The sequence below is a fragment of the Nocardia sp. NPDC004068 genome (genome assembly GCF_042874315.1).
Lineage (GTDB): Bacteria > Actinomycetota > Actinomycetes > Mycobacteriales > Mycobacteriaceae > Nocardia.
Genome location: NZ_JBIAMW010000018.1, coordinates 102,227 through 127,383 on the forward strand (window position 1 = coordinate 102,227; position 25,157 = coordinate 127,383).

A 25,157-nucleotide genomic window follows, 5' to 3' on the forward strand; every position below is an offset into this window, starting at 1 on the left:
CGTACTGCGCGCCGAGACCCCCCGACCGGCGTCTGCGACCTGATCGATCGCCTCGTGACACTGATAGCCACCAGCCGTGCGGCCGCCACGAACATCTTCTGCGTCCTCGCCGGACTCCTCCTCGTCCACGGGTACGTTTACCCGACCAAATACCTCCTGCCCGCCGCCGCGGGCGGCAGCGGCTTGGCCGCCGGTCTCCTCGCCTGCGGTCGACGGATTTCCCGAACGCGCCGCCGCTCCAACAGCCTTGCCGCGCAACCTGTTCGACCGCGCGACGCTGCTCCTGCGCACCACACCGTGTCGGAGGGGCGGCGCATACTGCGAGCCATCAGGGGAGCTCGTGCAGCAGGGAGGAACCATGACCGCCTATCGAGACCGGGCCGCGCTGACGCAGGAGACCGGGCTGTACCAGTGGCAGATCGACGCCGCCGAGTTCGTGGGAATGCTGCCACCCCCGGAGCACGAACAGGGCTGGACCGCCGAACAGGCTCAGCAGGCCCGCGCCCTGGCGCCGCGGATCCGCCAACGGTTCGGTGCCGAGAAGCCGCGCGGGGCGACATTCTGCGCCGACCGGCTCGCCGACCGCCTCGGCCGCCGTGTGCATCCCGACGACATCCGTGTTCTCGCCGAACGCGGCCACCTCGACGTCGTCGGTACCTTCACTCCACCCGACAGCCGTTGGGAGGCCCACGCGATGTTCGCCCCCGCCCAAGTCGACCGGATCGAGGTCGCCGCCGCCGAGGCGGCCCTCATCGCGCGGGTGACCAAGGTGGTCGACACTCTCAGCGAGAACGAGGCCTGCGAGGTCCTCGGCTGGACCGGCGGGCAGCTGCTGATTGCGGTGTACACCGAACGGATCCGGCCCAACCTCCTCGGACGCTTCACCCGCGCCGACGTCGAGGACCTGGCCGCCGATGTCGAATTCCGCGAACGATTTCCCGGCGTGTTCGGATAGGTCCGCTCGAACGGATCGCTGCAACAGAAACATCGAAGGGCTTTCGATCGCGCAGTTCGATCCGGCATCGAGACATCAAGATGAGAGATGGCACGAAATCCCGTTGCGGCTCGGGGCATTCCGAGGGGTGCGGCGTTCATTGCCGGGGTGTCTGAGCTGCGAGTTCGACGCGAAACGTAATGTCGCGCGAGCCTTCTCGTTCACAAGCGCACGTGTGCCCGCAAGCTCCAGCTTCGACTGGGGCTTTCGTTTCAGCAGGGTCGAAGGCCCAAGGGCACTGCCGAGGTTCGGTGATGGCGGTTTTGTAGCGGGCAATCTCTTGGGCTCGTTCGAGGTAGAGGTCGCCGATGTGTTCTTCGATGTGGACTATCTGGTCGCCGAACCCCACCACCACCGACGCATGATCGCTGGCGCCCTTGCCCTCCTGGTGCCCGACCATCGCGTCCTTCGCCAGGCGTTGAGGGGCAGGGGAGGCGAGCACGAAACGATCCTCATGCCCCTCCCGGCGCGGAAGCGCAGCTGGGTGTAGTCCCAGCAACAGTTGCTACATTGCCTGTGTAGCATTCGGTACCCAAGTGTAGCGGTTCGCTACACTTGAGTACATGAAGACGATCAGCCAGCGTGACTTGCGCAATGACAGTGGCAAAATCCTCGACGCCGTCGAGGCCGGGGAGATTTACACCATCAGCCGCAACGGCAAGCCTGTCGGCGAACTCCGGCCGGTGGGTCGTCGTGCGTTCGTGCCCATCGCCGAACTGCTCCGGACGGCCGCACATCTGCCGCCGGTCGACTACACCACATTCCGCGCCGATCTGGATGCCATGATCGACCAGGATCCTCACGATGAGTGAGCCTGTCGGCGGTCAGCGGATCCTGCTCGACACCTCGGTGATCATCGACTTCGAGGTAGTAGGCAAGGAACTCGCTGGAGAGGCGGCCATCAGCGTGATCACTCTTGCCGAACTCGGAGCCGGGGTGCATGCGACCAAAGATCCGGTGGAGCAAGCGCGACGTCAGTTCAGGCTGCGCTGGGTGGAAGCCGCCTTGGAGCCGTTGCCTCTGGATGCCGACGCGGCTCGTGCTTATGGGTCGCTCGCACTGCTGGTCGAAGGGATGGGGCGCAAGCCGCGAAAGCGGTTCGGCGATCTGCTGATTGCGGCCACGGCTGTCGCCAACGGGCTACCGCTTTATACGCGCAACCCGGATGACTTCACGGGTCTGGAGCCGTTCCTCAACCTCGTCGCTGTGTAGCAGGCGTCAGTCGGCGATGTCCACGATCACCGGCGCATGATCACTGGCCCCCTTGCCCTTTCGCTCCTGACGATCGACCATCGCGTCCTTCGCCAAGGCATTGAGGGCCGGGGAGGCAAGCACGAAATCGATCTTCATGCCCTCCCGACGCGGGAAGCGCAGTTGGGTGTAGTCCCAGTACGTGTACACGCCCGGCCCGGGAGCGAAGCGGCGGAGGACATCGGTGTAGCCCGCATCCACTATGGCCCGGAACGCGTTTCGCTCCGGTTCCGAAACATGGGTGCGGCCCCGGAAGAAATCAACCGACCACACATCGTCATCGGTCGGCGCGATATTCCAATCGCCACACAGCGCGATCCGCGCGGCCGGATCCTCAGCCAGCCACCGCGCCCCCGAATCACGCAGCGCGGCAAGCCATTCCAGTTTGTACTCGTAGTGCGGATCACGCAGGGAACGGCCGTTGGGAACGTACAGGCTCCACACCCGAGTCCCCGCGCAGGTGGCGCCCAAAGCGCGCGCCTCCACGACAGGCGCGGGCAACAGCGAGCTCTGTGCATCCTTGTCGAAGCCGGGTTGGCCGGGGAAGGCGATCTCCACGTCGTCCATGCCGATACGGGAAGCGATCGCCACGCCGTTCCACTGGCTGAAGCCGGTGTGCGCGACCTCGTAACCCGCCTGCTCGAACGCCTCCGAGGGGAACTGGTCGTCGCGGCACTTGGTCTCCTGTAGCGCGAGCACGTCGATGCCGGCGCGGTCGAGCCAGGACAGCACTCGGTCCAGCCGGGAGCGGATCGAGTTCACGTTCCAGGTGGCCAGGCGCACGGGCGTACTCCTCTCACTCCGGCGCGGCGTAGCGGTAGTGGTGATGGTCGATGAAGCCCATCTCCCGGTACATCGCCAGCGCGCTCGGATTGTCCAGCTCCACTTGGACATACGCGTGTGTGGCGCCGTGCCGGTGACCCCAGCGGATCAGCTCCGCGCAGACCAGGGTGCCCAGCCCGTGGCGGCGGTGGGGGGCCGCGACGGCCACGCAGGTCACGCCGATCCAGCGCAGGCCGTCGGGGGCGGTGGTGAGGGCGCCGCGGCCGATGGCCAGGGGGTCGGGCAGACCCAGTGTGGCGAAACCCAATTCGCCTTCCCGGACGGCGGTCAGCACCGAGACGTCCGGGACGGGCGGGGCGACATCGATCGCGTCCTCGCCGCGGAAGCGGTGCAGTTCCAGCCACGCTGGGGACGGCTTCGGTTCCACGCGCACCATCGAAGGGCCTTGCGGGAGAACGAAATTGTCGGTGTCGATGGCCAGGACGGCGGTCTCGTTCCAGGTGCGCCACCCGGCGGGGACCGGGGCCAGCCGGTCGGGCAGCCGCAGCCGGGGCGGCAGGCCGCGCTGGACGTACCAGTCGACTACGCGGGCCAGCGTGCGCTCGTCGAGACCGGCGGGTTCGGCCGAACTGCCTACCGGCACAGCGGCATTGGCGCGGCCGCTGTACCCGTTCCCGGCCGACAGCAGCCAGCCGTCGATCCAGGCGCGTTCGGTGCCGGGCCAGCCGTCGCAGGCCGCGGCCTCCAGTCGTCGGATCTCGCTGGTGCGAATCGGCCTGGGACCCAAGGCTTTCAGGGCGACCACGGTGTCCGCGGCGACCTGCACGGTGCGGCCGTCGGCGGTGCGGATCGTGAGCGGGTCGTACGCGAGCAGTTCGCCGATGACGTCGGTGAACTGCTGGGGTTCGTCGGCGGGCAGGCGGTGGCGGATCACCACGCGCGTGCCGAGGGGGATCTCGGGATGCACTCAGTCCTCGTCGTCGTGACCGAACGGATCGGGCACGGTGCCCGGAACCCAGCTGAGATCCGGCTTGCCCCAACCGTTTCGCTTGATGGCCTTCTTCGCCGCGCGCGCGTTGCGGCCGATCAGCACGTCGACGTAGAGGTAGCCGTCCAGATGGCCCACCTCGTGCTGGAGCATCCGCGCGAAGAAGCCCTTGCCCTCGATCTCGACCGGCTCGCCGCGCTCGTCGGTGCCGGTGACGCGGGCCCAGTCCGCGCGGCCGGTGGGGAACTGCTCGCCGGGAACCGACAGGCAGCCCTCCTCGTCATCGTCGGGGTCGGGCATGGTCTCGGGGATCTCGGAGGTCTCCAGGACCGGGTTGACCACCACGCCGCGGCGGCGGCTGACCTTGCCGTCCGAGCCGACGTCGGGGCAGTCGTAGACGAACAGCCGCAGCGGCACCCCGACCTGATTGGCCGCCAGCCCCACCCCGCGCGCCGCGTCGAGCGTGTCGAACATGTCGCCGATCAACTCGGCGAGCTCCTCCGGCGACTTCGTCACCTGTTCGGTCGGGTTGTGCAGGACCGGGTCACCGACGATGCGGATCGGGAGAATCGCCATGGTCACACACTGTACTGGGGGCCGCCCGGACCCCCGCGCCGCGCTGCTGCCGGTCCCCGCCGACACGCCGAACGACGCACCTGACAACCCGGGCATCCGTGGTTCAATGAGCGACGACGTATACGAGCACCTCAGTGTTGACCTCTGGCGAGGGAGCGATATGGACAGCGCAGCGGCCCGGCACCTATCCGCAAGCGAGGACAGCACTTCCGACGCCGCCCGCACGACTCCGGCGGACGCCGCCGGACTCTCCCGGCGCGAACTCGACATCCTCGATTTCGAACGCAAGTGGTGGAAGTACGCGGGCGCCAAGGAAGACGCCATTCGCGAACTGTTCGACATGTCCGCGACCCGCTACTACCAGGTACTCAACGCCGTCGTCGACAAGCCCGAGGCGCTGGCCGCGGATCCCATGCTGGTGAAACGACTTCGGCGGCTGCGGGCCAGCCGGCAGAAGGCGCGGGCGGCGCGCCGGCTGGGCTTCAACGTGTGACTAGGCTCGACGAGGTGAGCAATCCGAATCCGCCCTCCGGCGGACCGCCGCTGCGCGCGCTCGCGATGGTGCTGATCGCGCTGGCCATCGTCTTCGCCGGGCTGGGCGCGATGTCGCTGTCGAATTCCCACTCGGAGAGTTCGGGTTCCACCCCGCAGGCGCAGGCGACGACGACGGCCGCTCCCAAGCCGACCACGGCGGCGGCACCGGCGGCCACCTCGGTCGCGACGCCCGCGACCACCACCACGACGGCTCCCGCCACCACCACGACCACAACCCCTACGACCCCGCCCCCACCCCCACCGCCCGCGGGGCCGGACAAGACGATCCCGGTGCGCGTGCTGAACAACAGCACCGTCGCCGGGCTGGCCGCGCGCACCGGCGGCCAATTGACCTCGCAGGGTTGGAATGTCACCGAGACGGGCAACTACGCCAACGGTGTCATCCCGAAAACGACCGTGTACTACGGGGATTCGCCGCAGGAACAGGCGGCGGCCCGGGAGATCGCCACGCAGCTCGGTGTCGCGGCCGAACCCCGATTCGCCGGAATCGCGGACGCACCGCCCGGAATCATCGTCATCGTCACAGGCAATTGAGCCCCACCGCCGATCTGTATACCGGCTCTGGCATCATCGTGTCCGGTAACGAATCCGCCCACCGTGCATTACTCGTAAACTCGGTACTCGTAAAGGAGTTCCCCGATGGCCCCGTCCACAATTCGTCGCCCGTCCTGGCGGACTGTGACCCCGGTGCTGGCGCTCGCGGTCTTCGGCCTCGCGGGCTGCACCAACAGCCAGGAGTCGAGTGACGTCAAGGGGACCAACCCGCCGGTGTGGACGGGCGCGGCGGCGCCGAGCACCGGGAGCGAGCACGCCTCCACCGAACACGGCGGCGCGCCCGCCGGGGACTCGGTGTCGGTGCAGCTCAAGGATCCCGCGGGCGCTCAGGTCGGGACCGCGACCATCGCCAAGTCGGGCAACCACCTGGAGCTGACCGTCGACGTGCACGGCATCAAGCCGGGCTTCCACGGGCTGCACTTCCACCAGTTCGGCAAGTGCGAGGCCAATTCCACCGCCCCCACGGGCGGCCCGGCGGGCGACTTCCTGTCCGCGGGCGGGCATCTGCAGGTCGGCGATCAGAACGCGCATCCCTCCAGCGGCGACCTGTCCTCGTTGCAGGTCCGGCAGGACGGCACCGCGCACCTGGTGACCACCACCGATTCGGTCACCCTCGACGATCTGAAGGGCAAGGCCCTGATGATCCACGCCGGGGCGGACAACTTCGGCAACATTCCCAGTCGGTACACCCAGGCCAACGGCACCGCCGGGCCGGACGCCGAGACCCTGGCGACCGGTGACGCGGGCGGCCGCATCGCCTGCGGCGTGGTCGGATAAGGCGGACAGCCATGGGTGGGGCAAGCACTCGGAACGTCCACTGGAACAGCTCGCCCCGCCCGACACTGGGCGTGGAATGGGAGATCGCGCTGGTCGACAAGCAGACCCGCGATCTGTCCAGCAAGGCCGCCGAGGTCTTCGACGCGGCCGGTGATCTGCGCGCCCACGACGGCACGCCGCAGATCACGAAGGAGCTGCTGCGCAACACCGTCGAGATCGTCAGCGGCGTGCACACCACGGTCGGCGAGATCGTCGACGATCTGCGCGGCACCATGAACGCGGTCCGGCGCGCGGCCGATTCGGTCGGAGTCGATCTGTTCTGCGCGGGCACCCATCCGTTCGCCCAGTGGTCGACCCAACAGCTCACGCGCACAGCGCATTACGACGAGCTGATCGAGCGCACCCAGTGGTGGGGGCGGCAGATGCTGATCTGGGGCGTGCACGTGCACGTGGGAATCTCGCACCCGGAGAAGGTCTTTCCGATCCTGAACACGATGCTGCTGTCGTATCCGCATCTGCTCGCGCTGTCGGCGTCCTCGCCGATGTGGGCGGGCATCGACACCGGGTACGCCAGCAACCGGTCGCTGATGTTCCAGCAGTTGCCCACCGCCGGGCTGCCGTTCCAGTTCGAGAACTGGACGCAGTTCGAGGCGTTCGTGCACGACCAGATGAAGACCGGGGTCTTCGAACAGCTCGGCGGGATGCACTGGGACATCCGCCCCGCGCCCAAGTGGGGAACCATCGAGGTCCGGGTGTGCGACGGAATCCCTTCCTGGCCGGAGCTTTCCGCGATGGTGGCGCTCATCCACTGCCTGATCGTGGATCTGGATCGGCGGGTGGAGGCGGGGGAGACCCTGCCCACGATTCCGCCGTGGCACGTACAGGAGAACAAGTGGCGCGCGGCCCGCTACGGACTCGACGCCATCGTCATCACCGACGCCGACAGCAACGAGCGTCTGGTCACCGACGATCTGACCGATCTGCTGAACCGGCTCGAGCCCACCGCGAAACTGCTCGGCTGCGAGAACGAACTCGCGCTGGTGGCCGAGATCCCGGAGCGCGGGGCGTCCTATCAGCGGCAGCGCCGGGTCGCGGCCGCGGCGCAGGGCGATCTGGTGGCCGTCGTCGACGCCCTGGTGAAGGAGCTCGAGGGCTGACTACCACGGCCGTTCGGTAGCCTGCGGTTCAGCTGGTCAGCGGGGTGGCGTTCACGGTCTGTTTACTATGGTCGTCGTGCTGCTCGACGATCCGCGCTCCGGTTATGACGATGAGGACCGCCTGCGGTCGCGGATATCGATGCGCCGGGCCGCGGTGTGGGCGGGCATCGCGGCCGTGCCGGTGTTGTTGGTGGCCTTACAGATCGTGGCCTGGCGCAACGGTTTCGAGGGTCCGCTGCGCAGCCTGTGGAACGACTACGCGGGCACGCCGAAGTCGGTGTCGGTGCCGTGGGCCGGGCTGGCGCTGGCGTTGGTGGGGGTGTCGTGGCGGCGGCGGTTCGTCACGCTGGGGGTCGCGGTCGGCATCGATGCGATCGTCTCCGTCGTCCGGGTACTGGGCGGCGGCGCGCCCGCGCTGGGCAACGGCGCGGTCCTCGCGCTGACCGGGCTGGCGCTGGTGGCGTGGCTGGGCTGGGAGGGCCGGGTCCGGCGCGACGCCCTGCACGCGGCCGCGCTCGGCGCACTGCTGATCCTCGCGACCAAGGTCGGCGACGTGTGGTTGCACGTCACCGTCATGGCGGGGCCGAGCGTGCTCGACCGGTACGTGCTGCTCGCCGACCACGCGCTCGGCGAACCGTCCTGGCTGCTGGGGCGGGCGCTGGCGGCGCTCGGTCCGGTGCCGAGCGGGATCCTGCACTGGGTGTACATCGAATTACCGGTAGCCGCAATGGTTGTCGCGGTCTGGCAGCTGCGCCGCGTGGTGTCGTCGGGGGTGTGGCCGAGGCACTATCTGGTGCGGACGTTCCTGGTGCTCGGCGTGGTCGGTCCCGTGGTGTACGTGCTGTTCCCGGTGGTCGGGCCGATGTTCGCCTTCGGTCCGGACGGGCACGGATTGCAGATCGGGAACTACTGGCCGCACACGATTCCGCCGCTGGATCACGTCCCGGCCGCGCTGCCGTTCGACGGGGGGACGCCGCGCAACTGCATGCCCTCCATGCACACCGCCTGGGCCACAGCGGTTTTCCTGCATTCGCGCCGGGCGGCGGACGGGTCGCCCGCGCCGCGCTGGCTGCGCTGGGGCGGCGCCTTCTGGGTGCTCGCGACCGTCACGGCCACACTGGGTTTCGGCTATCACTACGGCGCGGATCTGCTCGCGGGCGCGGTGCTGTGCCTGACCGTCGAGTCGGCGCTGCGCGACCCCGAACGTGGTTGGGACACATCGCGAATCGGCCTGGTCGCGGGCGGCGCGACGCTGCTCGCGGGACTGCTGCTGTCCTACCGCTTCCTGGCGGTGTGGTTCGCGGCCCATCCGTTCCCGGCGGGGGTGCTGCTGCTCGGGCTGTGCGGCGCCTACGCGTACGCGTTCGCCACCACCTGGTTCCCGAATCAGTCCACGTCGTCGCCCAATTCGTTGATCACCAGCAGTCCGTCGCGGTGACGCTGTTCGCGGTAGGCGGTGCGGCCGATCAGATGCGCGATGGCCGGTGCGGTGAGCAGGGTGAACAGGCCCACCAGCGGCAGCAGCCAGATGTTCGGATGGCCCCGCAGCGGGATCGCGGCCCCGCTGAGCACCAGAACCAGGCCGACCACTTGGGGTTTGGTGGCGGCGTGCATGCGGGTGAGGGTGTCGGGGAAGCGCACCATCGCGATCGCGGCGGTCAGATTGAGCCCCGCGCCGAAGAGGATGCTCACGTAGGAGATCCAGTTCAATACGGTGTTCATCGGTCGTCCCGAACGCGGAAGCGGGTGACGGCGGCCGAGCCCAGGAAGCTGACCAGGGCCAGCACCACGATGGCGGGCAGGACCATGGTGTCGTCGCTGTAGGCGGCCCACACGGCCAGTCCGGCGGCGGCGACGGCGACCAGCGAATCGATGCCGACCACCCGGTCCAAGGTGTCGGGCCCGGCCAGGATTCGATAGCTCGTCAACAGGGCCGCGCCGCCCAACAGGGCCGCGGCGACGATCGCGACGACGGTCATCTGTCCTCCTCGTGCCATTCGGCGGGACGCTCGAACGAACGGATCAGCAACCCCTCGAGGCGCCGGGTGGTGCGATAGAACTTGTCCACCGCCGCCTCGCTGCCGACGTCGAGCACGTGCACCCACGCGGTGTGGGTCTGCCGATCCAGCTCCAGGACCATCGTGCCGGGAATCAAATTGAGTACGTTCGCGCACAACACGAGCACCAGATCGGAGCGGATCGCCAGGCGCACCCGCAGCACGCCCGACACGGGGGCGCCCGCCGGGCGCACCGCGAACCAGGCGATCTGCAGGCTCGACTCGATCGCGTAATAGCTTGTGACGGCGATCAATTCGAGCAGCGACAGCGGATGCAGCCGCCCGTGGATGGGCACCCGGGGCAGCGGCAGCGCGACCATGATCAGCGCGCCGATCACCAGTCCGGCGAGCACGTTGCCGACCGACAGATCGCCCCACAGCGCGGTGTAGACGACCGTCAGCCACAGCAGCACCCCGACGCGGACCAGCCGTTCGCGGTTCATCGGGTCGCACCCGTTCGCGAATCCGGCGGTCCCAGCACGGTTTCCAGATACGCCGACCGGTCGCGCAGTTCGGTGGCCGCGCGCCCGGCGATGCCGAGGATGGGCCCGGCGAACACGGTCATGGCCAGGCCCACCGCGAGCAGGGCGACGGTCGGGGCGAGCATGAGCCGCGGCATCCGGCCGACGTCGGCCCGCTCGTCGAACAGGACATCGGTGGACTCGTCGATCAGCGCCGAGGGCGCGGCGTCGGACAGATCGCCCTGTGGCGCCTGCACGCGCGGGCGCCAGAACGCCTTGCTCCACACCCGCGCCATCGCGTACAGCGTGAGCAGGCTGGTGAGCACCGCGCCCGCGACCAGTACCCAGGCCGTCACGCTGCCGTCGGCCACCCCGGCCTGCAACAGCGTCACCTTGCCGATGAACCCCGAAAGCGGCGGTATGCCACCGAGATTCAGCGCCGGGATGCCGAACAGCACCGCCAGCGCCGGACTCGCGGCGAGCAGCCCGCCCAGCCGACTCAGCGACGCCGACCCGGCCTGCCGTTCGATCAGGCCCACCACCAGGAACAGCGTGGTCTGCACCAGAATGTGGTGGGCCACGTAGAAGACGGTGCCCGTGAGCCCAGCGGTAGAGTTCAGACCCACCCCGAACATCAGATACCCGATGTGGCTGACGAGGGTGAACGACAGCAGCCGCTTGATATCGCTCTGCGCGATCGCGCCCAGGATGCCGATCAGCATGGTCAGCAGCCCGCAGATGAGCAGAACGCGGTCGAAGCGCCCGGACGGGAACAGCAGCGTGTGCATCCGGATGATCGCGTACACACCGACTTTCGTCAGCAACCCGGCGAACACCGCCGTCACGGGCGCGGGCGCGGTCGGATACGAGTCGGGCAGCCAGTTCGACAGCGGGAACACCGCCGCCTTGATGCCGAACGCCACCAGCAGCATCGCGTAGATCCCGCCGCGAGTTCCGGTGGGCACCGTGCCCATGCGCTCCGCCATCTGCGCGAGGTTCAGGGTGCCGGTCGCCGCGTAGGCCAGCGCGATGCCGATGAGGAAGATCATCGACGACACCATGGAGACCATCACGTAGGACACCCCGGCCCGCACCCGTTCGGCGCTCGCGCCGAGGGTCAGCAGCACGAACGACGCGGTCAGCAGCACCTCGAAGCCGACGAACAGATTGAACAGGTCGCCCGCCAGGAAGGCGATCGAAACCCCCGCGGAGAGCACGAGATACGTGGGCTGGAAGATCGAGGTGGGCTGGCGTTCGCTGCCGTCGCTGATACCCTGCCCGACGGCGAAGACGAGCACGGCCAGCAGCACGATCGCCGACACCAGCAGCATCGCGGCCGAGAGCCGATCCACCACGAGCGTGATGCCGATCGGGGTGCCCCACCCGCCGACCTGCACCGCGGCCATGGCGTGTCGGTCCGCCTGATGCAGCAGCAGACCCGCCACGACCACGACCGCCGTCAGCGCCGCGATCGAAATGCCCTGCTGGACACGAGGTCTGCGGCCCGCGATCAGGGTCGCGGCCGCGGTGAGCAGTGGGATCAGCACCGGCAGCGGGGTGAGGGCGGGGAAGAGGGTCATTGTTCGGGGTCCTCGCCCTCGCGGCGGGTGGCGACCTTCACGTCCTCGGGATCGTTCTCGACCTGTTCGGTCAGGGTCAGGATGTAGGCGCGGTAGGCGAGCGCGAGGATGAACGCGGCCATGCCCATGGTGATCACGATGGAGGTGAGCACCATGGCCTGGGCGAGCGGGTCGGCGGTGTCGTGGTGCACCCGATCGGATTCGCCGAGGATCGGCGCGCGCCCGTCCGGCCCGGCGACGGTGAGGATGAGCAGATTCACCGCGTTGCTGAACAGCAGCAGGCCCAGCAGCATCTTCGACACGGTCCGCTCCAGCACGAGGTACACCCCGCAGGCCACCAGGACGGCGATGAGGATCAGCAGCGTCAGGTTCGCGGTCATCGTGTCTCCCTTGCCTTCTCGCCGCGCGGCGGCAGGCTCTCCGCGTCGTCGAGTCGCGCGCCGAGGCTGCGCAGCACGTCGAGGACCAGGCCGACCACGATGAGATACACGCCCAGGTCGAACAGCAGGGCGGTGACGAATTTGACGTGCCCGAGCACCGGCAGCGTGACCTCGATGACGGCCGAGGACAGCGGCGGCGCGCCGAGCAGCAGCGAGCCGGTGGCCGTGCCCGCCGACAGGGTGAGCCCCGCGCCGAGCACATGGCCCGCGTCCACCGGCAGCGCCTCGGCCAGTTCGTAGCGCCCGCCCGCGAGATAGCGCAGCACCAGGGCCAATCCGGCGGTCAGCCCGCCCGCGAAGCCGCCGCCCGGCGCGTTGTGCCCGGCGAAGAAGAGGTAGACCGACAGCATCATGATGGTCGGGAACAGCAGGCGGGTGGTCATGGCCAGCACCATGGACCGTTCGCGCGGCGGGAGCAGCGGCGCGGCGGGCAGCCAGTAGGACCGATCCGGATCGGGCGTGTAGCCGGGCGCGTCGGCCACCCGGGGCAGGGTGCCGAAGCGGCGGCTGCGGAACACCAGCGAGGCCACCCCGGTCGCGGCGACGACGAGGACCGAGATCTCGCCGAGGGTGTCCCAGGCGCGGATGTCGACCAGCAGGACGTTCACCGCGTTCTTTCCGCCGCCGAACTCGTAGGCGGCCTGCGGGATTCGCCGCCAGATCGGGTCGCTGTTCCGCGCGGCGGCGGCGAACGCGGCCAGCACCGCGACCGTCGCGCCCACGGCGGTGGCCAGCAGCGCGCGGCGCACCTTGAACGCCGCGCGCCGCCCGGGTTCGATCTCGGCGGGGAACTTGCGCAGCACGAGCACGAAGATCACCAGCGTGAGCGTCTCCACCAGGAACTGGGTGAGCGCCAGATCGGGCGCGCCGTGCAGGGCGAAGATCACGCCGCAGCCGTAGCCGGTCACCCCGACCAGCAGCACCCCGGCCAGCCGGTTGCGCATCACGGTCGCGCCGAACGCCATCGCCATCATGATCACCCCGATCAGCGCCTGCAACGGCGAATCCCACAGGCGCAGCCGGGCATTGGTGCGCGCGCCGGTCAGCAGCATGGCCAGCGGCAGCACGATCGTGGTGATCAGGATGAGCGCCTGGTTGAGCGGCAGCGACCCGCGCTGGATGGCGCCGGTCATGCGCAGCGACAGCTGGTCCATCGCGCGCAGGGTCGCGTCGTAGACCCGGTCGGCGTTGCCCAGCCGGGGATGGGCGGATTCGCCGATCCGGTCGCGGATCTCGAACAGCGCCACACCGGCGGCGATCACCACCAGGGTCAGCGTCAACGGCGTGCCCCAGCCGTGCCACAGCGCCAGATGCGAGAGATGCTGTCCCGCAACGGTTTCCGCGTAGGGCCGGAGCAGCCCGTCCACCAGCGGCGCGCCGAATCCCGCGACCAGGCCGGCCAGCGCGAGCAGTGCGGGCGGGGCGACGAACAGCGGATCGGGGCGATGCCAGGGCGTATCGGGTTCGGGCGCGCCGACCCGCACGGCGTTGGAACCGAATGCGCCCCAGACGAATCGGATGCTGTACCCGACGGTCAGCATGGAGCCGAGCACCACGCCCGCGGTGACGGCCGCCTTGACCGGGGCCGTGAGATTGTCCGCGTCCAGCACCGCGCCGAGCGCGGTCTCCTTGCCGACGAAGCCGAGCAGCGGCGGAATCCCGGCCATGCTCGCCGCGGCCAGGGTCGCGATCGCGCAGAGCACGGGCGCGCGGCGGCCCACGCCGGACAGCCTGCGCAGATCCCGGGTGCCCGCGCTGTGATCGATGACCCCGACCACCATGAACAGGCACGCCTTGAACATGGCGTGCGCGACCAGCAGCGTCTCCCCGGCCAGGGTGGCGTCGGGGGTGCCGAGGCCGAGCAGGGTCACCAGGAAGCCGAGCTGGCTCACCGTGCCGAAGGCCAGCACCAGTTTCAGGTCGTAGACCTGCAAGGCGCGCAGCCCGGCCAGCAGCATCGACAACAGCCCGAGGGTGAGCACGATCGGATGCCAGGGCGCGGCCACCGCGAAGGCCGGGGACAGCCGGGCCACCAGGTACACACCGGCTTTCACCATCGCCGCCGCGTGCAGGTAGGCGCTCACCGGCGTCGGGGCGGCCATCGCGCCGGGCAGCCAGAAGTGCAGCGGCACGATCGCCGATTTGCTCAACGCGCCCACCAGGATCAGCACGATCGCCACCCCGGTCCACCAGCTGTGCGGATCGGCCCGCCGCATCGCCTCCGACAGCAGATAGCTGCCGCTGCTCTGCCCGAGCATGATCAACCCGACCAGCATGGTCAGCCCGCCCGCGCCGGTCACCAGCAGCGCCTGCAATGCCGCGCGACGGCCCTCGATCCGGTCGGCGTGGTGGCCGACCAGCAGGAACGACAGGACGGTCGTGATCTCCCAGAAGGTGTACAACAACAGCATGTTGTCGCTGACGACCAGACCGAACATGGCCCCGGCGAAGCCGACGAGATATCCGGCGAAGATGCCGAGCCGCTGCCGGTCGTCGTCGTCGAAGTAGCGCGCGCAGTAGACGAGGATCAGCGCGCCGATGCCGAGCACCAGCGCGGCCATGATCGAGGCGAGCGAGTCGAAGCGCAGATCCACGTTCATGTGGATGCCGGGCGCCCACGCGATGCGCAGTTGCCGCCCGCTGTCCCATTCGGCGATCACCCAGCACAGTCCGGCCAGGGGCACGAGCGCGAGTCCGAGGAAGGCCCGCCTGCCCATCGTCCGCACGCACGCCGGCGCGATGAGGGCGGCGATGGCGTGGGCGAACAGGATTGCGAGCAAACGTCACTCCGTCGGGTCGGCGGGGTGTTGCGGTGTCGATCCTACTTGCGGCGCGCCCGATTCCCGGTTCGGCGGCGCTATGGCGTCCGTCATGCCGGGGTCACCGCTACGTCGGCGCAATCATCGGTCGGCGAGGGCCTGGCCCGTCGCGGGAATCGTCGGGGACCGCCAGCGGCGCAACGCCAGCAGCCCGAGCAGGCAGCCGACCGTGATCGCCAGGGCGGTCCAGTACGGCGTCGAGGTGTCCGGCGCCGGGATCGGCCCGTAGGACCAGCGGCCGTCCTGCACGGTGACGGTCCGGTAGTCGCTGTGCTCGGCGCGGTCGCGCAGCGAGGCGACCACCGACGGCATGAACACGATGGCCAGGCCCAGCACCCGGCTCGGGTTGTAGCGCGGCGCGGCACTGCTGAAGCTGAAGCCGGTCAGCGCGGCCAGCGCGGTCGCGAACGCCGCGGTGTGCAGGGGCGTGTGGATGTAGGCCGTGGTCTCGGCCCCGGCCAGCGCGACCGCGCACAGCGCGATCATCCCGATCAGCGGCGCGGGGTGCCGGAACCCCAGCAGGATGCCCGCCCCGATCGCGGCGATCAGCGGTATCGCCGACCAGCTCGGGATGTGGGTCGGAATCAGGGCCGCGCCGACCGCGGCCAGCGCGATGGCCGACAGCGCGAGCGTCCCGTCCCGGCGCGGCAGCAGCGCGGTGGCGACGAGCCCGGCCGCGATCGTCGCCGCGACGGCCAGCCCGATCTGGAGCAGTCCCGCCTCGTGCCGCCCGAGCCACTCGTTGCCGAACAGGGTGACCCCGACGAACAGCGTCCCGGCCAGGATCGGGGCCATCGGCAATTCGAAGGTTCGGCGTTCGATGCCGGTGCGGTGCCGGTTGACGAAAGTGCCGACGGCGATGGCGAACAGCGTCACCACGATCAGCCACATCGGCGGGGTGTCCGAGGCCGGGGAGTACACCGGCAGCCCGGAGTCGGTCGCGCGGGTCTCGCCGTGCGGTCCGGGCAGGGCCGCGCCGAGCACGATGCTGCACAGCGCGCCCAGGGTCCAGCCGAACACCTGCAGCCGGGTGTGCAGGATCGCGGCCGCGGTGCCGCCGATCAGGATTCCGGCCCCGATGGCGTCGATGAAGTTCAGCGTCGACAGCGAGGTCGACGGTCCGATGTGGCGGCCCATCACATGGTTGACGAAGGTGATGGCGATGCCGAACAGGGCCGAACCCCACGCCGCCAGACCGTGATTCACCGTCGTCGCGAAGACCGCCACGATCAGGGCGATGATCACGCCCGCCGCGATCGAGCGCGGCAGGTTGTAGGACATCATGTTCAGTTGCAGCGCAGACGATTCCGAGGTCCAGGCGAAGTTGATCGGCAGCGTCAGCGACATCCCCGCAACCAGCGTCGACAGGAATGCCGTGCCCGTTTCGGCCACTTCGCGGAGGTTCCGCACCCGGCCAAAGGTACCCGGGAAAGTGATCACGCTCGCGCCCGACGTGCCGTTTACCGGATATTTGCCCGATTCTCGGCGAACCGCCGCAGCGACTCGACCTGCCCGGCTTCCAGCGACGGCCGGACGGCCGCGCGGGCCGCGGCCACGTCGGCGACGGTGATGTCGGCGGCCTCGACGTCGCGGCGCATCGCCGCCAGCGCGGCCTCGCGCAGCAGCGCCGCGCAGTCCGCTGCCGAATAGCCGTCGAGCCCGTCGGCCAGCTCCGCGAGGTTCACATCGGCGGCCAGCGGCACCGAGCGCGCCGCGGTGCGCAGGATCTCCGCGCGGGCGGGTCCGTCCGGCGGCGGCACGAACACCAGCCGATCCAGCCGGCCGGGCCGGGTGAGGGCGGGGTCGATGAGGTCGGGGCGGTTGGTCGCGCCGACCACGACCACGTCGCGCAGCGGTTCCACGCCGTCGAGTTCGGTGAGCAGCGCGGCCACCACCCGATCGCCCACGCCGGAGTCGGTGCTCTGCCCGCGGCGCGGGGCCAGGGCGTCGATCTCGTCGAGGAAGATGAGCGAGGGCGCGGAATCGCGTGCGCGCTGGAACAATTCGCGCACCGCGCGCTCGGAGGAGCCGACCCACTTGTCCAGCAGTTCGGCGCCCTTGACCGCGTGCACGCTCAGCTGCCCGCTCCCGGCGAGGGCGCGCACGAGGAAGGTCTTCCCGCAGCCGGGCGGTCCGTAGAGCAGCACGCCGCGCGGCGGATCGATGCCGAGGCGGGCGAAGGAGTCGGGATGGCGCAGTGGCCACAGCACCGCCTCGGTGAGGGCCTGTTTGGTCTCGACCATATCGCCGACGTCGTCGAGGCTGAGACTGCCGATCGCCAATTCCTCTGTGCCCGAACGCGACAGCGGCCGGATGACGCCGAGCGCGCCGATCAGATCCGCCTGCGTGAGCACCGGGTCGGTGTGTTCACGGCTGGCGCGCGAGGCCGCCCGCAGCGCCGCCTCCCGGCACAGCGCGGCCAGGTCCGACACCACGAAACCCGGTGTGCGCGAGGCGATCTCGTCGAGGGCGAGTCGCTCGGTCGGCACCTTGCGCAGCAGCTGTTCGAGCAGATCCTTGCGCACGGCCGCGGTGGGCAGGGTGAGCGCGACCTCGCGGTCGCACAGATCCGGGGCGCGCACGCGGCTGTCCACGGCGGTGGGATGGGCGGTCGTCGCCAGGAAGGCCACCCCGGGCGTGGCGACCGCCGCGCGCAGCTGATCGAGGATCAGCGCCGCCACCGGTTCCGGCTCGGCGGGCAGCAGCGCGTCGATATCGGTGATCAGCAGCACTCCGCCCGCGCCGGAACAGATCTCGCCGACCGCGAGGCTCACCTCGCGCAGCCGGGTGCCGCTCTCGGTGGCGCCCACGGTCGGGCCGTCGAGTTCGACGATGCGCCGCGGGGTGGCCACCGCGCGGGCCAGCGTGGCCTTCCCCGCCCCGGCGGGCCCGGTGATCAGCACGCCGAGATGCGGTGGGGCGCCGAGGGTTCGGAGCAGTTCGGGTTCGTCGAGTGCGAGGCTCAGCCACTCCGACAGTTTCGCGGCGGGGGCGCGCACCCCGGCGAGTTCGGCGACCGGCACCGCCGACGGCCGCTCCCGCACCCGCATCCGCGTCCCGGGCAGACCCGTCGCGGTCGCGGATCCGGCGCCCGGATCGTGCGAGGAGTCCACGTCGGGCACCCCGGCGCCCCAGATCACCGCGCTGTTGGGTTGCACGCTCACCGGATCGCCCAGCGGATCGGTCGCGGTGACGGTGAGCAGTTCCGAGGTCCACGCGATGCCGAACGCCCGCGACAACGCCTGCGAGGCCGCGGCGGTGCTGGTGCCGGGGCCGAGATCGCGGGGCAGCAGCGAGACCGTGTCGCCCACGGTGACCACCTTGCCCAGCAACGCCTGGCGCAGCGTCTGTTCCGGAATCGTCCGCATCGCCTGCCGCGATCCGGTGACCGACAGTTGCCGCGCCCCGTACACCGTCGCGGCGGTGATCACGACCGTCGCGTTCTCCTTGACCCCGGCGTTGGACAGCGTCACGTCGTCGAGCAGGGCCGTCCCGGCCGGGATCTCCGCCGACAGGCCGACCACCGCCGCGGTCCGGCGCGAACCGATCAGCGCGATCCCGTCCCATTCGCGTAAACCCAACGCCGCCAACGCTTCCGGATGCAACCGCACCACCCCCCGCCGGGCATCGGCGGCGGACGGATTCAGGCGCGCGGTCAGGGACAGCTGGGACACGTCTGCCATTCTGCCGCGCGGCGGTCAGCGCCCCGGTCGGCGCAGCCGCAACCGCGCCGAGTTCACCGACACGCGCAGGGCGGGACGCCGCCGCGCCGCGCGGCGCTGGGCCCGGCGCTCGGCGGGCTTGTGATGCCAGACCTCGGGCCGCGCCGCCACCCAGCGCTGCGAGCGCCAGGCGAACGGGATGTGGCCCAGATACAGCGCCACCAGCACCATCAGCAGGATCAGCGGATAGGTCACCAGCGCGGCGGCCGCCAGGGCGACCAGCACCAGCAGCAGCGCCGCGGCCTGCGGGGCCACCGACACCGACTTCATCGCCAGCGTCGGGATCGTGCTCACCGCCAGCAGCGCGGCCAGCACGGTCCAGGCCGCCACCATCGGGAAGCCGGTCCACCACCCGTCGCCGAACTGTTCGAGCAGCGCGACCGGCAGCAGCGCGATCAACGCCGCCGCGGGCGCGGGGACGCCGACGAAGTACTCACGCTGCCAGTCCGGCCGGGTGTCGTCGTCGATCAGCGTGTTGAACCGGGCCAGCCGCAGCACCACGCTCACGGTGAAGATGAGCGCGATGATCCAGCCCGCGCTGTCGGACTTCAGGAAGCCGATGTAGAGCACCAGCGCGGGCGCGACGCCGAAGGAGATGGCGTCGGACAGCGAATCGAGCTCCGCCCCGATCTTGGTGGTGGCGGACAACATTCGGGCCAGCCGCCCGTCCAGGGTGTCGAGCACCGCGGCCGCGCCGACCATCGCCAGGGCCACGTCGAGCTGATTGTCCAGGGTGAACTTGACCGCGGACAGCCCCGCGCACAGCGCGAGGATCGTCACGATGCTGGGCAGCAGGCGGACCGTCCGGCGACGCCGGCCCGTGCCGGGCACGGTTTCCTCGATCATGACAGTTCGGCCAGCACCGTCTCTCCGCCGATCGTGCGCTGCCCGGGTTCGACGAGCAGCCGCGTCCCGGCGGGAAAGTAGGTGTCGACGCGGGAACCGAAGCGGATCAGGCCGTAGGTGTCGCCGATCGTCAGCTTGTCGCCGACCGCGGCGTCGCAGACGATGCGCCGCGCCAGCAGCCCGGCGATCTGCACGACGGTGACCAGCTGCCCGGCGTCGGTCTCGAGCACCATCGAGTTGCGCTCGTTGGCGTCGCTCGCCTCGGGCAGGTCGGCGGAGCGGAATTGCCCACGGCGATAAGCGATCTCACGCACGGCGCCGGAGACGGGCGTGCGCTGCACGTGCACGTCGAGCACCGACAGGAAGATGCTGACCCGGGGCAGTTCCGCCGGGCCGAGGTTCAGCTCGGCGGGCGGGGCGGCCGTGTCCACGAGCGCGATCCGCCCGTCCGCGGCGGCCACCACGACCCCGGGCCGGTTCGGCGGCACGCGGTCCGGGTGCCGGAAGAACGCCGCCGACGCCGCCGCGGCCGTCAATCCGGCGCGACGCACCCAGGCGCGTTTGCGGCCCGCCACGGCGACCGCCAGGGGCGCCGCGACGAACGGCAGACCGGCGGGGTGCAGCGGCGGAATCGCGTCGCGGACCAGGTCGGCGACATGACCGAGCCCGGTGCGGTCGGGCGTGCCGGGCGGGGTGGGACGGCGGGCCACAAGCTCCTCTTTCGTGCGCGGGGGTGTGCTGAAGCGGTTGTCGGACCGCGCTCACACCTTACGGGAAGCGCACGCGGAGAGGGTGGGCCGAGATCGGGGCCGGACGCGACGATGGCCCGTCACCGGGACGGGCCATCGCGATCCGGCACGTGATCAGCCGACTTTTCGGCGACCGGTGACCAGACCCACCAGGAACAGCAGGATCACCGCGCCGCCCAGGCAGGTGAGGAAGCTGAAGATCAGGCCACCGCCCTCGACGTCGACACCGAACAGCTTCAGCAGGAAACCTCCGATCAGGCCGCCGATGACGCCGACGACGATGTTGAGGAAGATGCCCTGCTGCGCATCAGTTCCCATGAACTTGCTGGCGATCCATCCGGCGAGACCGCCGATGATGATCCAGCCGATAATCCCGAGACCGAGCATTGTGTGTCCTCGAATCACTCGTTGGAACAGTGGTTGGCACCGGCCACGCGAGCGCGTCGAGCAACCGGCTTGCAGACCGGCAATACCCGAAACGATTGTGCTAATACCCGCCCATACGATTAACCTTCCGAGCTAATATGAGGGGGCCTCATGTCTGCGGCTCGCGGAGCCGGTGAGGGCCCGATGAAGGTTCGTTCAGTGCTTGGCAGGTACCTAGGAGAAGCACGATGGTAGGTCGACTCGCCCAGGTCACAGGGGCAGAGCACACCGCAATGCTCGGGCTCGGCGTGTACCGCCCCGCTCGGGTCGTCACCAACGAGGAGGTCGCGGGTCCGATCGATTCCAGCGACGAGTGGATTCGCACCCGCTCGGGCATCCGGACCAGGAGATTCGCCTCGGACTCGGAGACCATCCTGGCGATGGGCGCGGCGGCCGCGCGCGACGCGCTCGACGCCGCCGGCGTGAGCGCCGATCAGATCGGCTGCGTCATCGTCGCGACCTCGACATGGCTGCTGCTCACGCCCGCCTCCGCCCCCCAGATCGCCACCGAACTGGGCATGAAGTCCCCGGCGGCGTTCGACATCTCGGCCGGGTGCGCGGGCTTCTGTCACGCGGTCGCCCTGGCCTCGGATCTCGTCAAGGGGGGTACCGCCGGGCACGCGCTGGTGATCGGGGTGGAACGCCTCACCGATACGTTCAACCCGGCGGATCGCGGCACGGCGTTCCTGTTCGCCGACGGCGCGGGCGCGGTCGTGATCGGCCCGTCGGACGAGCCGGGCATCGGGCCCACGGTGTGGGGGTCGGAGGGCGATCAGCACCACGCCATCCGGCAGGACAAGGACTGGATGGAGTTCTTCCGCGAGATCGACGAGCGGGGCACCGACGCGGTCCGGCCGTATCTGGCCATGGAGGGCACGACCGTGTTCCGCTGGGCCGCGCACTCGCTGAAGAAGGTGTGCCTGGACGCCATCGAACGCGCCGGGCTCACCCCCGCCGAGATCGACGCCTTCGTCCCCCATCAGGCCAACGGCCGCATCCTCGACATCATGGCCCGGGAGCTGAAACTCGCCGAATCCTGCGCCCTGGCCAACGACATCGAGGAGACCGGCAACACCTCCGCCGCCTCGGTGCCGCTGGCCATGGAGGCGCTGTTACGCCGGGGCGACACCAAACCCGGCGCGGACGCGCTGCTGGTCGCGTTCGGGGCCGGGCTGTCCTACGCCGCGCAGGTCGTGAAACTGCCCAACTGGCAATGACATTCAGCCCAGCGACCAGGTGACGGTGACCGTGAAGCCCACGGTCTGGGTGCCCGGTTCCAGCGGAACGTCCGAGGCCGGTGCCTGGTTGTAGCGGGGCGCGGGCTTCGGCGTTGCGCCACTGGAGGTTTCGTCGACGGTCTTGACCGCGCCCAGTTTCACTCCGGCCAGCTTCGCGTACTGCTCGGCGCGGGCCTTGGCGTCGTCGAAGGCCCGGGCGCGGGCGTCGGCGAGCAGCTTCGAATTGTCGTCGAGCGCGAAGGACACGCCCTGGACCCGGGTTTCGTTGCCGCCCGCCTGTGCCGCCGCGGCCAGGACCGCCGACGCCTTGGGCAGATCGCGCACCACCACGTGCAGGGAGTTGGTGGCCTGATAGCCGGAGATCGTGCGGCCGGGGCCGTACTGCGGCTGCACCGTCACATCGGTGGTCTGCACGTCCTCGCGCTTCGCCCCGGCCCCGACCACCGCGTCGGTCACGGCCCGGACGCGGGTGTTCGCGGTATCGATCGCGGTCGAGACGTCGCTCGCGGTCACCGCGACCCCGAGATCGGCGTTCAGGGTGTCGGGCGCGCCGCGCACCTCACCGGTTCCGACGACCGTGACCTCGCGTTCGGTGTCGGAGCCGGAGTTCCCGCACCCGGTCAGCAGGGCGGCCGCACCCGCGAAAACCGTTGCGGCCGCGATGATCCGGTGCGTCACGCTTCCGCCGCGGCCTTGATCTTCGCCAGCGTGGCGTGCATGCCGTCGACCAGATTCTGTTCGAACGCCGCCTCGCCGCCGAGGAAGGCCTCGACCATCATGCGGACCGGTTTGCGCACGCCGTTGGGCACGTCCCGGCGTTCCACGAGGCGGGTGCCGGTGGGGGTCGCCTCCAGGGTGTAGCTCCAGATGGTGGCGTTCTCGTTCATCCGGAACGCGAACTCGCGGCCGGGCTCGAAACGGACGATGCGCGAGGTGGTCGGGTAGTACTTGCGGCCGTCGCGATTGAGGTTGACCGTCCAGGTGCCTGCGCGCGGCGTGCCCAGCGGGACCATGCGCACGGTGTTGGGGCTGAACTCCGGCATCCGCTTCAGATCCGACAGCACGGCCCAGACCCGGTCCGGGGGCGCGGCGATATCGATACTGGCTTCCAAGGGCTGCGGCACACTGCCTCCGAGAGATGTGACGGTCGGTACCGGGAATCCTAGCCGCCGTCCCCGCGGAGCGGGTGTGACGCAGATCTCGATTTTCCGTGGTTCGTCCCGATCATCGCACGATGTGATCCCGGTCGTTACCCTGTAATACGGGGTGCGAAAGCGGTGATAGATCAGGCAGGTTCGGCAACTGGAGTCCACTGCGAGGTGATCGATCGTGAATTTGCGCTCACTCCTCCCTCGGCGGCACGCGCACGACGTTCCGCGACTGCCGCTCATCGAGCGGAACGACCGCGACGAGCGGCTCGAACGCCTGCCGACCCCGGGCGAACTCGAACTGCTGGAACGGCATCGACTGTGACGGCTCGGCGCGAACCGACCATACTTTCGATGTGAGTTCCCCAGCCCCCGCCAAACCGGCGATTCTGAGCGTCGACGACGATCCCGGCGTCTCCCGAGCGGTCGTGCGTGACCTCCGCCGCCGCTACGGCGCGGACTACCGCATCCTGCGCGCCGAATCGGGACCCTCGGCGCTGGACGCTTTGCGTGAGATGAAACTGCGCGGCCAGCCGGTCGCGGTGCTGATCGCCGACTACCGCATGCCGGGCATGGACGGCATCGAATTCCTCGAACAGGCGATGGACCTGCACCCCTACGCGCGCCGGGTGCTGCTGACCGCCTACGCCGACACCAACGCGGCCATCGAGGCCATCAACGTGGTCGACCTCGACCACTACCTGCTCAAGCCGTGGGATCCGCCGGAGGAGAAGCTGTATCCGGTGGTCGACGCGCTGCTCGAGGCGTGGCGCGGGGACGAGCACCGTCCGGTGCACGAGACCAAGGTGATCGGCCACCGCTGGTCGGCCCGCTGCTCGCAGGTCCGAGAGTTCTTGGCGCGCAACCAATTACCGTATCGCTGGTATCTCGCCGACGAGCCCGAGGGCGCGCGGCTGCTGGCGGCGGCCGGGGCGGCCGAGGATCAGTGCCCGGTCGTGATCGATCCGACGGGCCAGGCCCTGCTCTCTCCGACCGACAGCGAACTGGCCGGGAGCGTGGGCCTGAACACCGACCCCACCGGCGACTTCTACGACCTCATCGTGGTCGGCGGCGGCCCGGCCGGGCTGGGCGCGGCGGTCTACGGCGCGTCGGAGGGCCTGCGCACGGTACTGGTGGAACGGACCGCGACCGGCGGGCAGGCGGGGCAGAGTTCGCGCATCGAGAACTACCTCGGCTTCCCCGACGGACTGTCCGGGGCGCAGCTGGCCGACCGGGCGCGGCGGCAGGCGATCAAGTTCGGCGCCGAGCTGATCACCGCGCGCGAGGTGGTCGGGCTCGAGGTGTGCGGATCGGCGCGGCTGGTGCGCTTCGACGACGGCAGCGCGGTCTCGGCCCATTCGGTGCTGATCGCGACCGGCGTGAACTATCGCCACCATCCGGCCCCGGGCGTGGACGAGTTCACCGGCCGCGGCGTCTACTACGGTTCGGCGATGACCGAGGCGGCCGACTGCGCGGGCCGCGAGGTCTACATCGTCGGCGGCGCGAACTCGGCCGGGCAGGCGGCGGTGTTCCTCTCCCGCAACGCGAAGGCCGTGCACATTCTGGTGCGGTCGGATTCGCTGGAGAACTCCATGTCGCACTACCTGGTCCGGCAGATCGAGGAGATCCCGAACATCCGGGTGCACACCTGCACCGAGGTGGTGGCCGCCGACGGCGACGACCACCTCGAACGGATCGTGCTCCGCAACAATGCCACCGGCGTGGAAGAAAAGGTGGACGCCGAGCGTTTGTTCCTGTTCATCGGGGCCGCCCCGGAGACTGAGTGGCTGGACGGACTGGTCGAGCGCGACGAGGCGGGTTACGTGCTCGCCGGGCCCGACCTCATGGTCGACCGCAGCCGCCCGGCGGGCTGGGAACTGCCGCGGCCCCCGCATCATCTGGAGACGAGCGTGCCGGGCGTCTTCGTGGCCGGCGACGTGCGCTCGGAGTCGGCGAAACGGGTCGCGTCCGCCGTGGGCGAGGGCGCGATGGCCGTCATGCTCGTCCACCGATACCTCGCCAAGCAGTAGGAGGT

At 69.8% G+C, this 25,157-nt stretch carries 28 protein-coding genes; 11 read left to right on the plus strand and 17 right to left on the minus strand.

Going from position 1 to position 25,157, the window contains the following annotated elements; all coding sequences use genetic code 11:
* Positions 1-358: 358 nt before the first annotated feature.
* Positions 359-955: a hypothetical protein gene (locus ACFYTQ_RS33080; RefSeq protein WP_387369411.1), complete on the plus strand. Its 597-nt coding sequence runs from the start codon at positions 359-361 to the stop codon at positions 953-955.
* 136 nt (positions 956-1,091) lie between these two features.
* Here ACFYTQ_RS33080 and ACFYTQ_RS33085 read toward each other — a convergent pair whose 3' ends face one another.
* Positions 1,092-1,436, minus strand: coding sequence for a hypothetical protein (locus tag ACFYTQ_RS33085; RefSeq protein WP_387369413.1), 345 nt, complete (start codon positions 1,434-1,436; stop codon positions 1,092-1,094).
* A gap of 121 nt (positions 1,437-1,557) precedes the next feature.
* On the opposite strand from ACFYTQ_RS33085, the gene ACFYTQ_RS33090 reads away from it, so the two are divergent.
* On the plus strand, positions 1,558-1,806 hold the full coding sequence (locus ACFYTQ_RS33090; RefSeq protein ID WP_387369415.1) for a type II toxin-antitoxin system Phd/YefM family antitoxin: 249 nt from the start codon (positions 1,558-1,560) through the stop codon (positions 1,804-1,806).
* Positions 1,799-2,206 (plus strand): type II toxin-antitoxin system VapC family toxin, encoded by a 408-nt coding sequence (locus ACFYTQ_RS33095; RefSeq protein ID WP_387369417.1) that lies wholly within the window; start codon positions 1,799-1,801, stop codon positions 2,204-2,206. Before ACFYTQ_RS33090 ends, ACFYTQ_RS33095 begins: the two co-directional genes overlap by 8 nt.
* 6 nt (positions 2,207-2,212) lie before the next feature.
* Here ACFYTQ_RS33095 and ACFYTQ_RS33100 read toward each other — a convergent pair whose 3' ends face one another.
* Genes ACFYTQ_RS33100 through ACFYTQ_RS33110 form a run of 3 tightly spaced genes read right to left on the minus strand, consistent with a single transcriptional unit; the run spans position 2,213 to position 4,592 of the window.
* A complete protein-coding gene (locus tag ACFYTQ_RS33100; protein WP_387369420.1) occupies positions 2,213-3,028 on the minus strand; it encodes an exodeoxyribonuclease III in 816 nt (271 codons plus the stop codon).
* Between the two features lie 13 nt (positions 3,029-3,041).
* Positions 3,042-3,995: a GNAT family N-acetyltransferase gene (locus tag ACFYTQ_RS33105; RefSeq protein ID WP_387369422.1), complete on the minus strand. Its 954-nt coding sequence runs from the start codon at positions 3,993-3,995 to the stop codon at positions 3,042-3,044.
* A complete protein-coding gene (locus tag ACFYTQ_RS33110) occupies positions 3,996-4,592 on the minus strand; it encodes a peptide deformylase (RefSeq protein WP_387369424.1) in 597 nt (198 codons plus the stop codon).
* 160 nt (positions 4,593-4,752) lie between these two features.
* Here ACFYTQ_RS33110 and ACFYTQ_RS33115 point away from each other — a divergent pair, with 160 nt between their 5' ends.
* From ACFYTQ_RS33115 to ACFYTQ_RS33135, 5 genes are all read left to right on the plus strand, one after another.
* Entirely contained in the window at positions 4,753-5,085 is a 333-nt protein-coding gene (locus ACFYTQ_RS33115; protein WP_387369426.1) for a DUF3263 domain-containing protein, read from the plus strand.
* A 14-nt stretch (positions 5,086-5,099) separates the two neighbouring features.
* A complete protein-coding gene (locus ACFYTQ_RS33120) occupies positions 5,100-5,681 on the plus strand; it encodes a LytR C-terminal domain-containing protein (protein WP_387369428.1) in 582 nt (193 codons plus the stop codon).
* A 105-nt stretch (positions 5,682-5,786) separates the two neighbouring features.
* Complete coding sequence (locus ACFYTQ_RS33125) at positions 5,787-6,479, plus strand: superoxide dismutase family protein (protein WP_387369430.1); 693 nt, start codon at positions 5,787-5,789, stop codon at positions 6,477-6,479.
* 11 nt (positions 6,480-6,490) lie between these two features.
* A complete protein-coding gene (locus ACFYTQ_RS33130; RefSeq protein WP_387369432.1) occupies positions 6,491-7,636 on the plus strand; it encodes a glutamate--cysteine ligase in 1,146 nt (381 codons plus the stop codon).
* Between the two features lie 139 nt (positions 7,637-7,775).
* Positions 7,776-9,074, plus strand: coding sequence for a DUF5933 domain-containing protein (locus ACFYTQ_RS33135; protein ID WP_387369494.1), 1,299 nt, complete (start codon positions 7,776-7,778; stop codon positions 9,072-9,074).
* Here ACFYTQ_RS33135 and mnhG read toward each other — a convergent pair.
* The 11 genes from mnhG to ACFYTQ_RS33190 all read right to left on the minus strand — a co-directional run bounded on the left by mnhG (position 9,023) and on the right by ACFYTQ_RS33190 (position 20,697).
* The gene (mnhG, locus tag ACFYTQ_RS33140) at positions 9,023-9,358 is read right to left on the minus strand and encodes a monovalent cation/H(+) antiporter subunit G (protein WP_387369434.1); all 336 of its coding nucleotides are present in this window, start codon (positions 9,356-9,358) and stop codon (positions 9,023-9,025) included. The genes ACFYTQ_RS33135 and mnhG overlap by 52 nt on opposite strands.
* Positions 9,355-9,615: a monovalent cation/H+ antiporter complex subunit F gene (locus ACFYTQ_RS33145; protein WP_387369436.1), complete on the minus strand. Its 261-nt coding sequence runs from the start codon at positions 9,613-9,615 to the stop codon at positions 9,355-9,357. The genes mnhG and ACFYTQ_RS33145 overlap by 4 nt, the downstream gene beginning before the upstream one ends.
* Complete coding sequence (locus ACFYTQ_RS33150; protein ID WP_387369438.1) at positions 9,612-10,136, minus strand: Na+/H+ antiporter subunit E; 525 nt, start codon at positions 10,134-10,136, stop codon at positions 9,612-9,614. Before ACFYTQ_RS33150 ends, ACFYTQ_RS33145 begins: the two co-directional genes overlap by 4 nt.
* A complete protein-coding gene (locus tag ACFYTQ_RS33155; RefSeq protein ID WP_387369440.1) occupies positions 10,133-11,734 on the minus strand; it encodes a Na+/H+ antiporter subunit D in 1,602 nt (533 codons plus the stop codon). Before ACFYTQ_RS33155 ends, ACFYTQ_RS33150 begins: the two co-directional genes overlap by 4 nt.
* Positions 11,731-12,114, minus strand: coding sequence for a Na(+)/H(+) antiporter subunit C (locus tag ACFYTQ_RS33160; protein ID WP_387369442.1), 384 nt, complete (start codon positions 12,112-12,114; stop codon positions 11,731-11,733). The genes ACFYTQ_RS33155 and ACFYTQ_RS33160 overlap by 4 nt, the downstream gene beginning before the upstream one ends.
* Positions 12,111-14,954: a Na+/H+ antiporter subunit A gene (locus ACFYTQ_RS33165; protein ID WP_387369444.1), complete on the minus strand. Its 2,844-nt coding sequence runs from the start codon at positions 14,952-14,954 to the stop codon at positions 12,111-12,113. Before ACFYTQ_RS33165 ends, ACFYTQ_RS33160 begins: the two co-directional genes overlap by 4 nt.
* A 120-nt stretch (positions 14,955-15,074) precedes the next feature.
* Entirely contained in the window at positions 15,075-16,403 is a 1,329-nt protein-coding gene (locus tag ACFYTQ_RS33170) for a hypothetical protein (protein WP_387369446.1), read from the minus strand.
* A gap of 50 nt (positions 16,404-16,453) precedes the next feature.
* The gene (locus ACFYTQ_RS33175) at positions 16,454-18,667 is read right to left on the minus strand and encodes an AAA family ATPase (protein ID WP_387369448.1); all 2,214 of its coding nucleotides are present in this window, start codon (positions 18,665-18,667) and stop codon (positions 16,454-16,456) included.
* 24 nt (positions 18,668-18,691) lie between these two features.
* On the minus strand, positions 18,692-19,561 hold the full coding sequence (locus ACFYTQ_RS33180) for a CDP-alcohol phosphatidyltransferase family protein (protein ID WP_387369450.1): 870 nt from the start codon (positions 19,559-19,561) through the stop codon (positions 18,692-18,694).
* Positions 19,558-20,271: a phosphatidylserine decarboxylase gene (locus tag ACFYTQ_RS33185; RefSeq protein ID WP_387369452.1), complete on the minus strand. Its 714-nt coding sequence runs from the start codon at positions 20,269-20,271 to the stop codon at positions 19,558-19,560. Before ACFYTQ_RS33185 ends, ACFYTQ_RS33180 begins: the two co-directional genes overlap by 4 nt.
* Before the next feature lie 153 nt (positions 20,272-20,424).
* Positions 20,425-20,697 (minus strand): GlsB/YeaQ/YmgE family stress response membrane protein, encoded by a 273-nt coding sequence (locus tag ACFYTQ_RS33190; RefSeq protein WP_387369454.1) that lies wholly within the window; start codon positions 20,695-20,697, stop codon positions 20,425-20,427.
* Between the two features lie 227 nt (positions 20,698-20,924).
* Here ACFYTQ_RS33190 and ACFYTQ_RS33195 point away from each other — a divergent pair, with 227 nt between their 5' ends.
* Complete coding sequence (locus ACFYTQ_RS33195) at positions 20,925-21,953, plus strand: beta-ketoacyl-ACP synthase III (RefSeq protein WP_387369456.1); 1,029 nt, start codon at positions 20,925-20,927, stop codon at positions 21,951-21,953.
* A 3-nt stretch (positions 21,954-21,956) separates the two neighbouring features.
* Here ACFYTQ_RS33195 and ACFYTQ_RS33200 read toward each other — a convergent pair whose 3' ends face one another.
* Positions 21,957-22,652 carry an SIMPL domain-containing protein gene (locus ACFYTQ_RS33200; protein ID WP_387369458.1) on the minus strand — a complete coding sequence of 232 codons (696 nt, stop codon included), beginning with the start codon at positions 22,650-22,652 and terminating at the stop codon, positions 21,957-21,959.
* Positions 22,649-23,098 (minus strand): SRPBCC family protein, encoded by a 450-nt coding sequence (locus ACFYTQ_RS33205; RefSeq protein WP_387369460.1) that lies wholly within the window; start codon positions 23,096-23,098, stop codon positions 22,649-22,651. Before ACFYTQ_RS33205 ends, ACFYTQ_RS33200 begins: the two co-directional genes overlap by 4 nt.
* 205 nt (positions 23,099-23,303) lie before the next feature.
* Between ACFYTQ_RS33205 and ACFYTQ_RS33210 the strand changes: the two genes are divergently transcribed.
* The gene (locus ACFYTQ_RS33210; RefSeq protein WP_387369462.1) at positions 23,304-23,447 is read left to right on the plus strand and encodes a hypothetical protein; all 144 of its coding nucleotides are present in this window, start codon (positions 23,304-23,306) and stop codon (positions 23,445-23,447) included.
* 31 nt (positions 23,448-23,478) lie between these two features.
* Positions 23,479-25,152 (plus strand): FAD-dependent oxidoreductase, encoded by a 1,674-nt coding sequence (locus tag ACFYTQ_RS33215; RefSeq protein ID WP_387369464.1) that lies wholly within the window; start codon positions 23,479-23,481, stop codon positions 25,150-25,152.
* Positions 25,153-25,157: the final 5 nt, after the last annotated feature.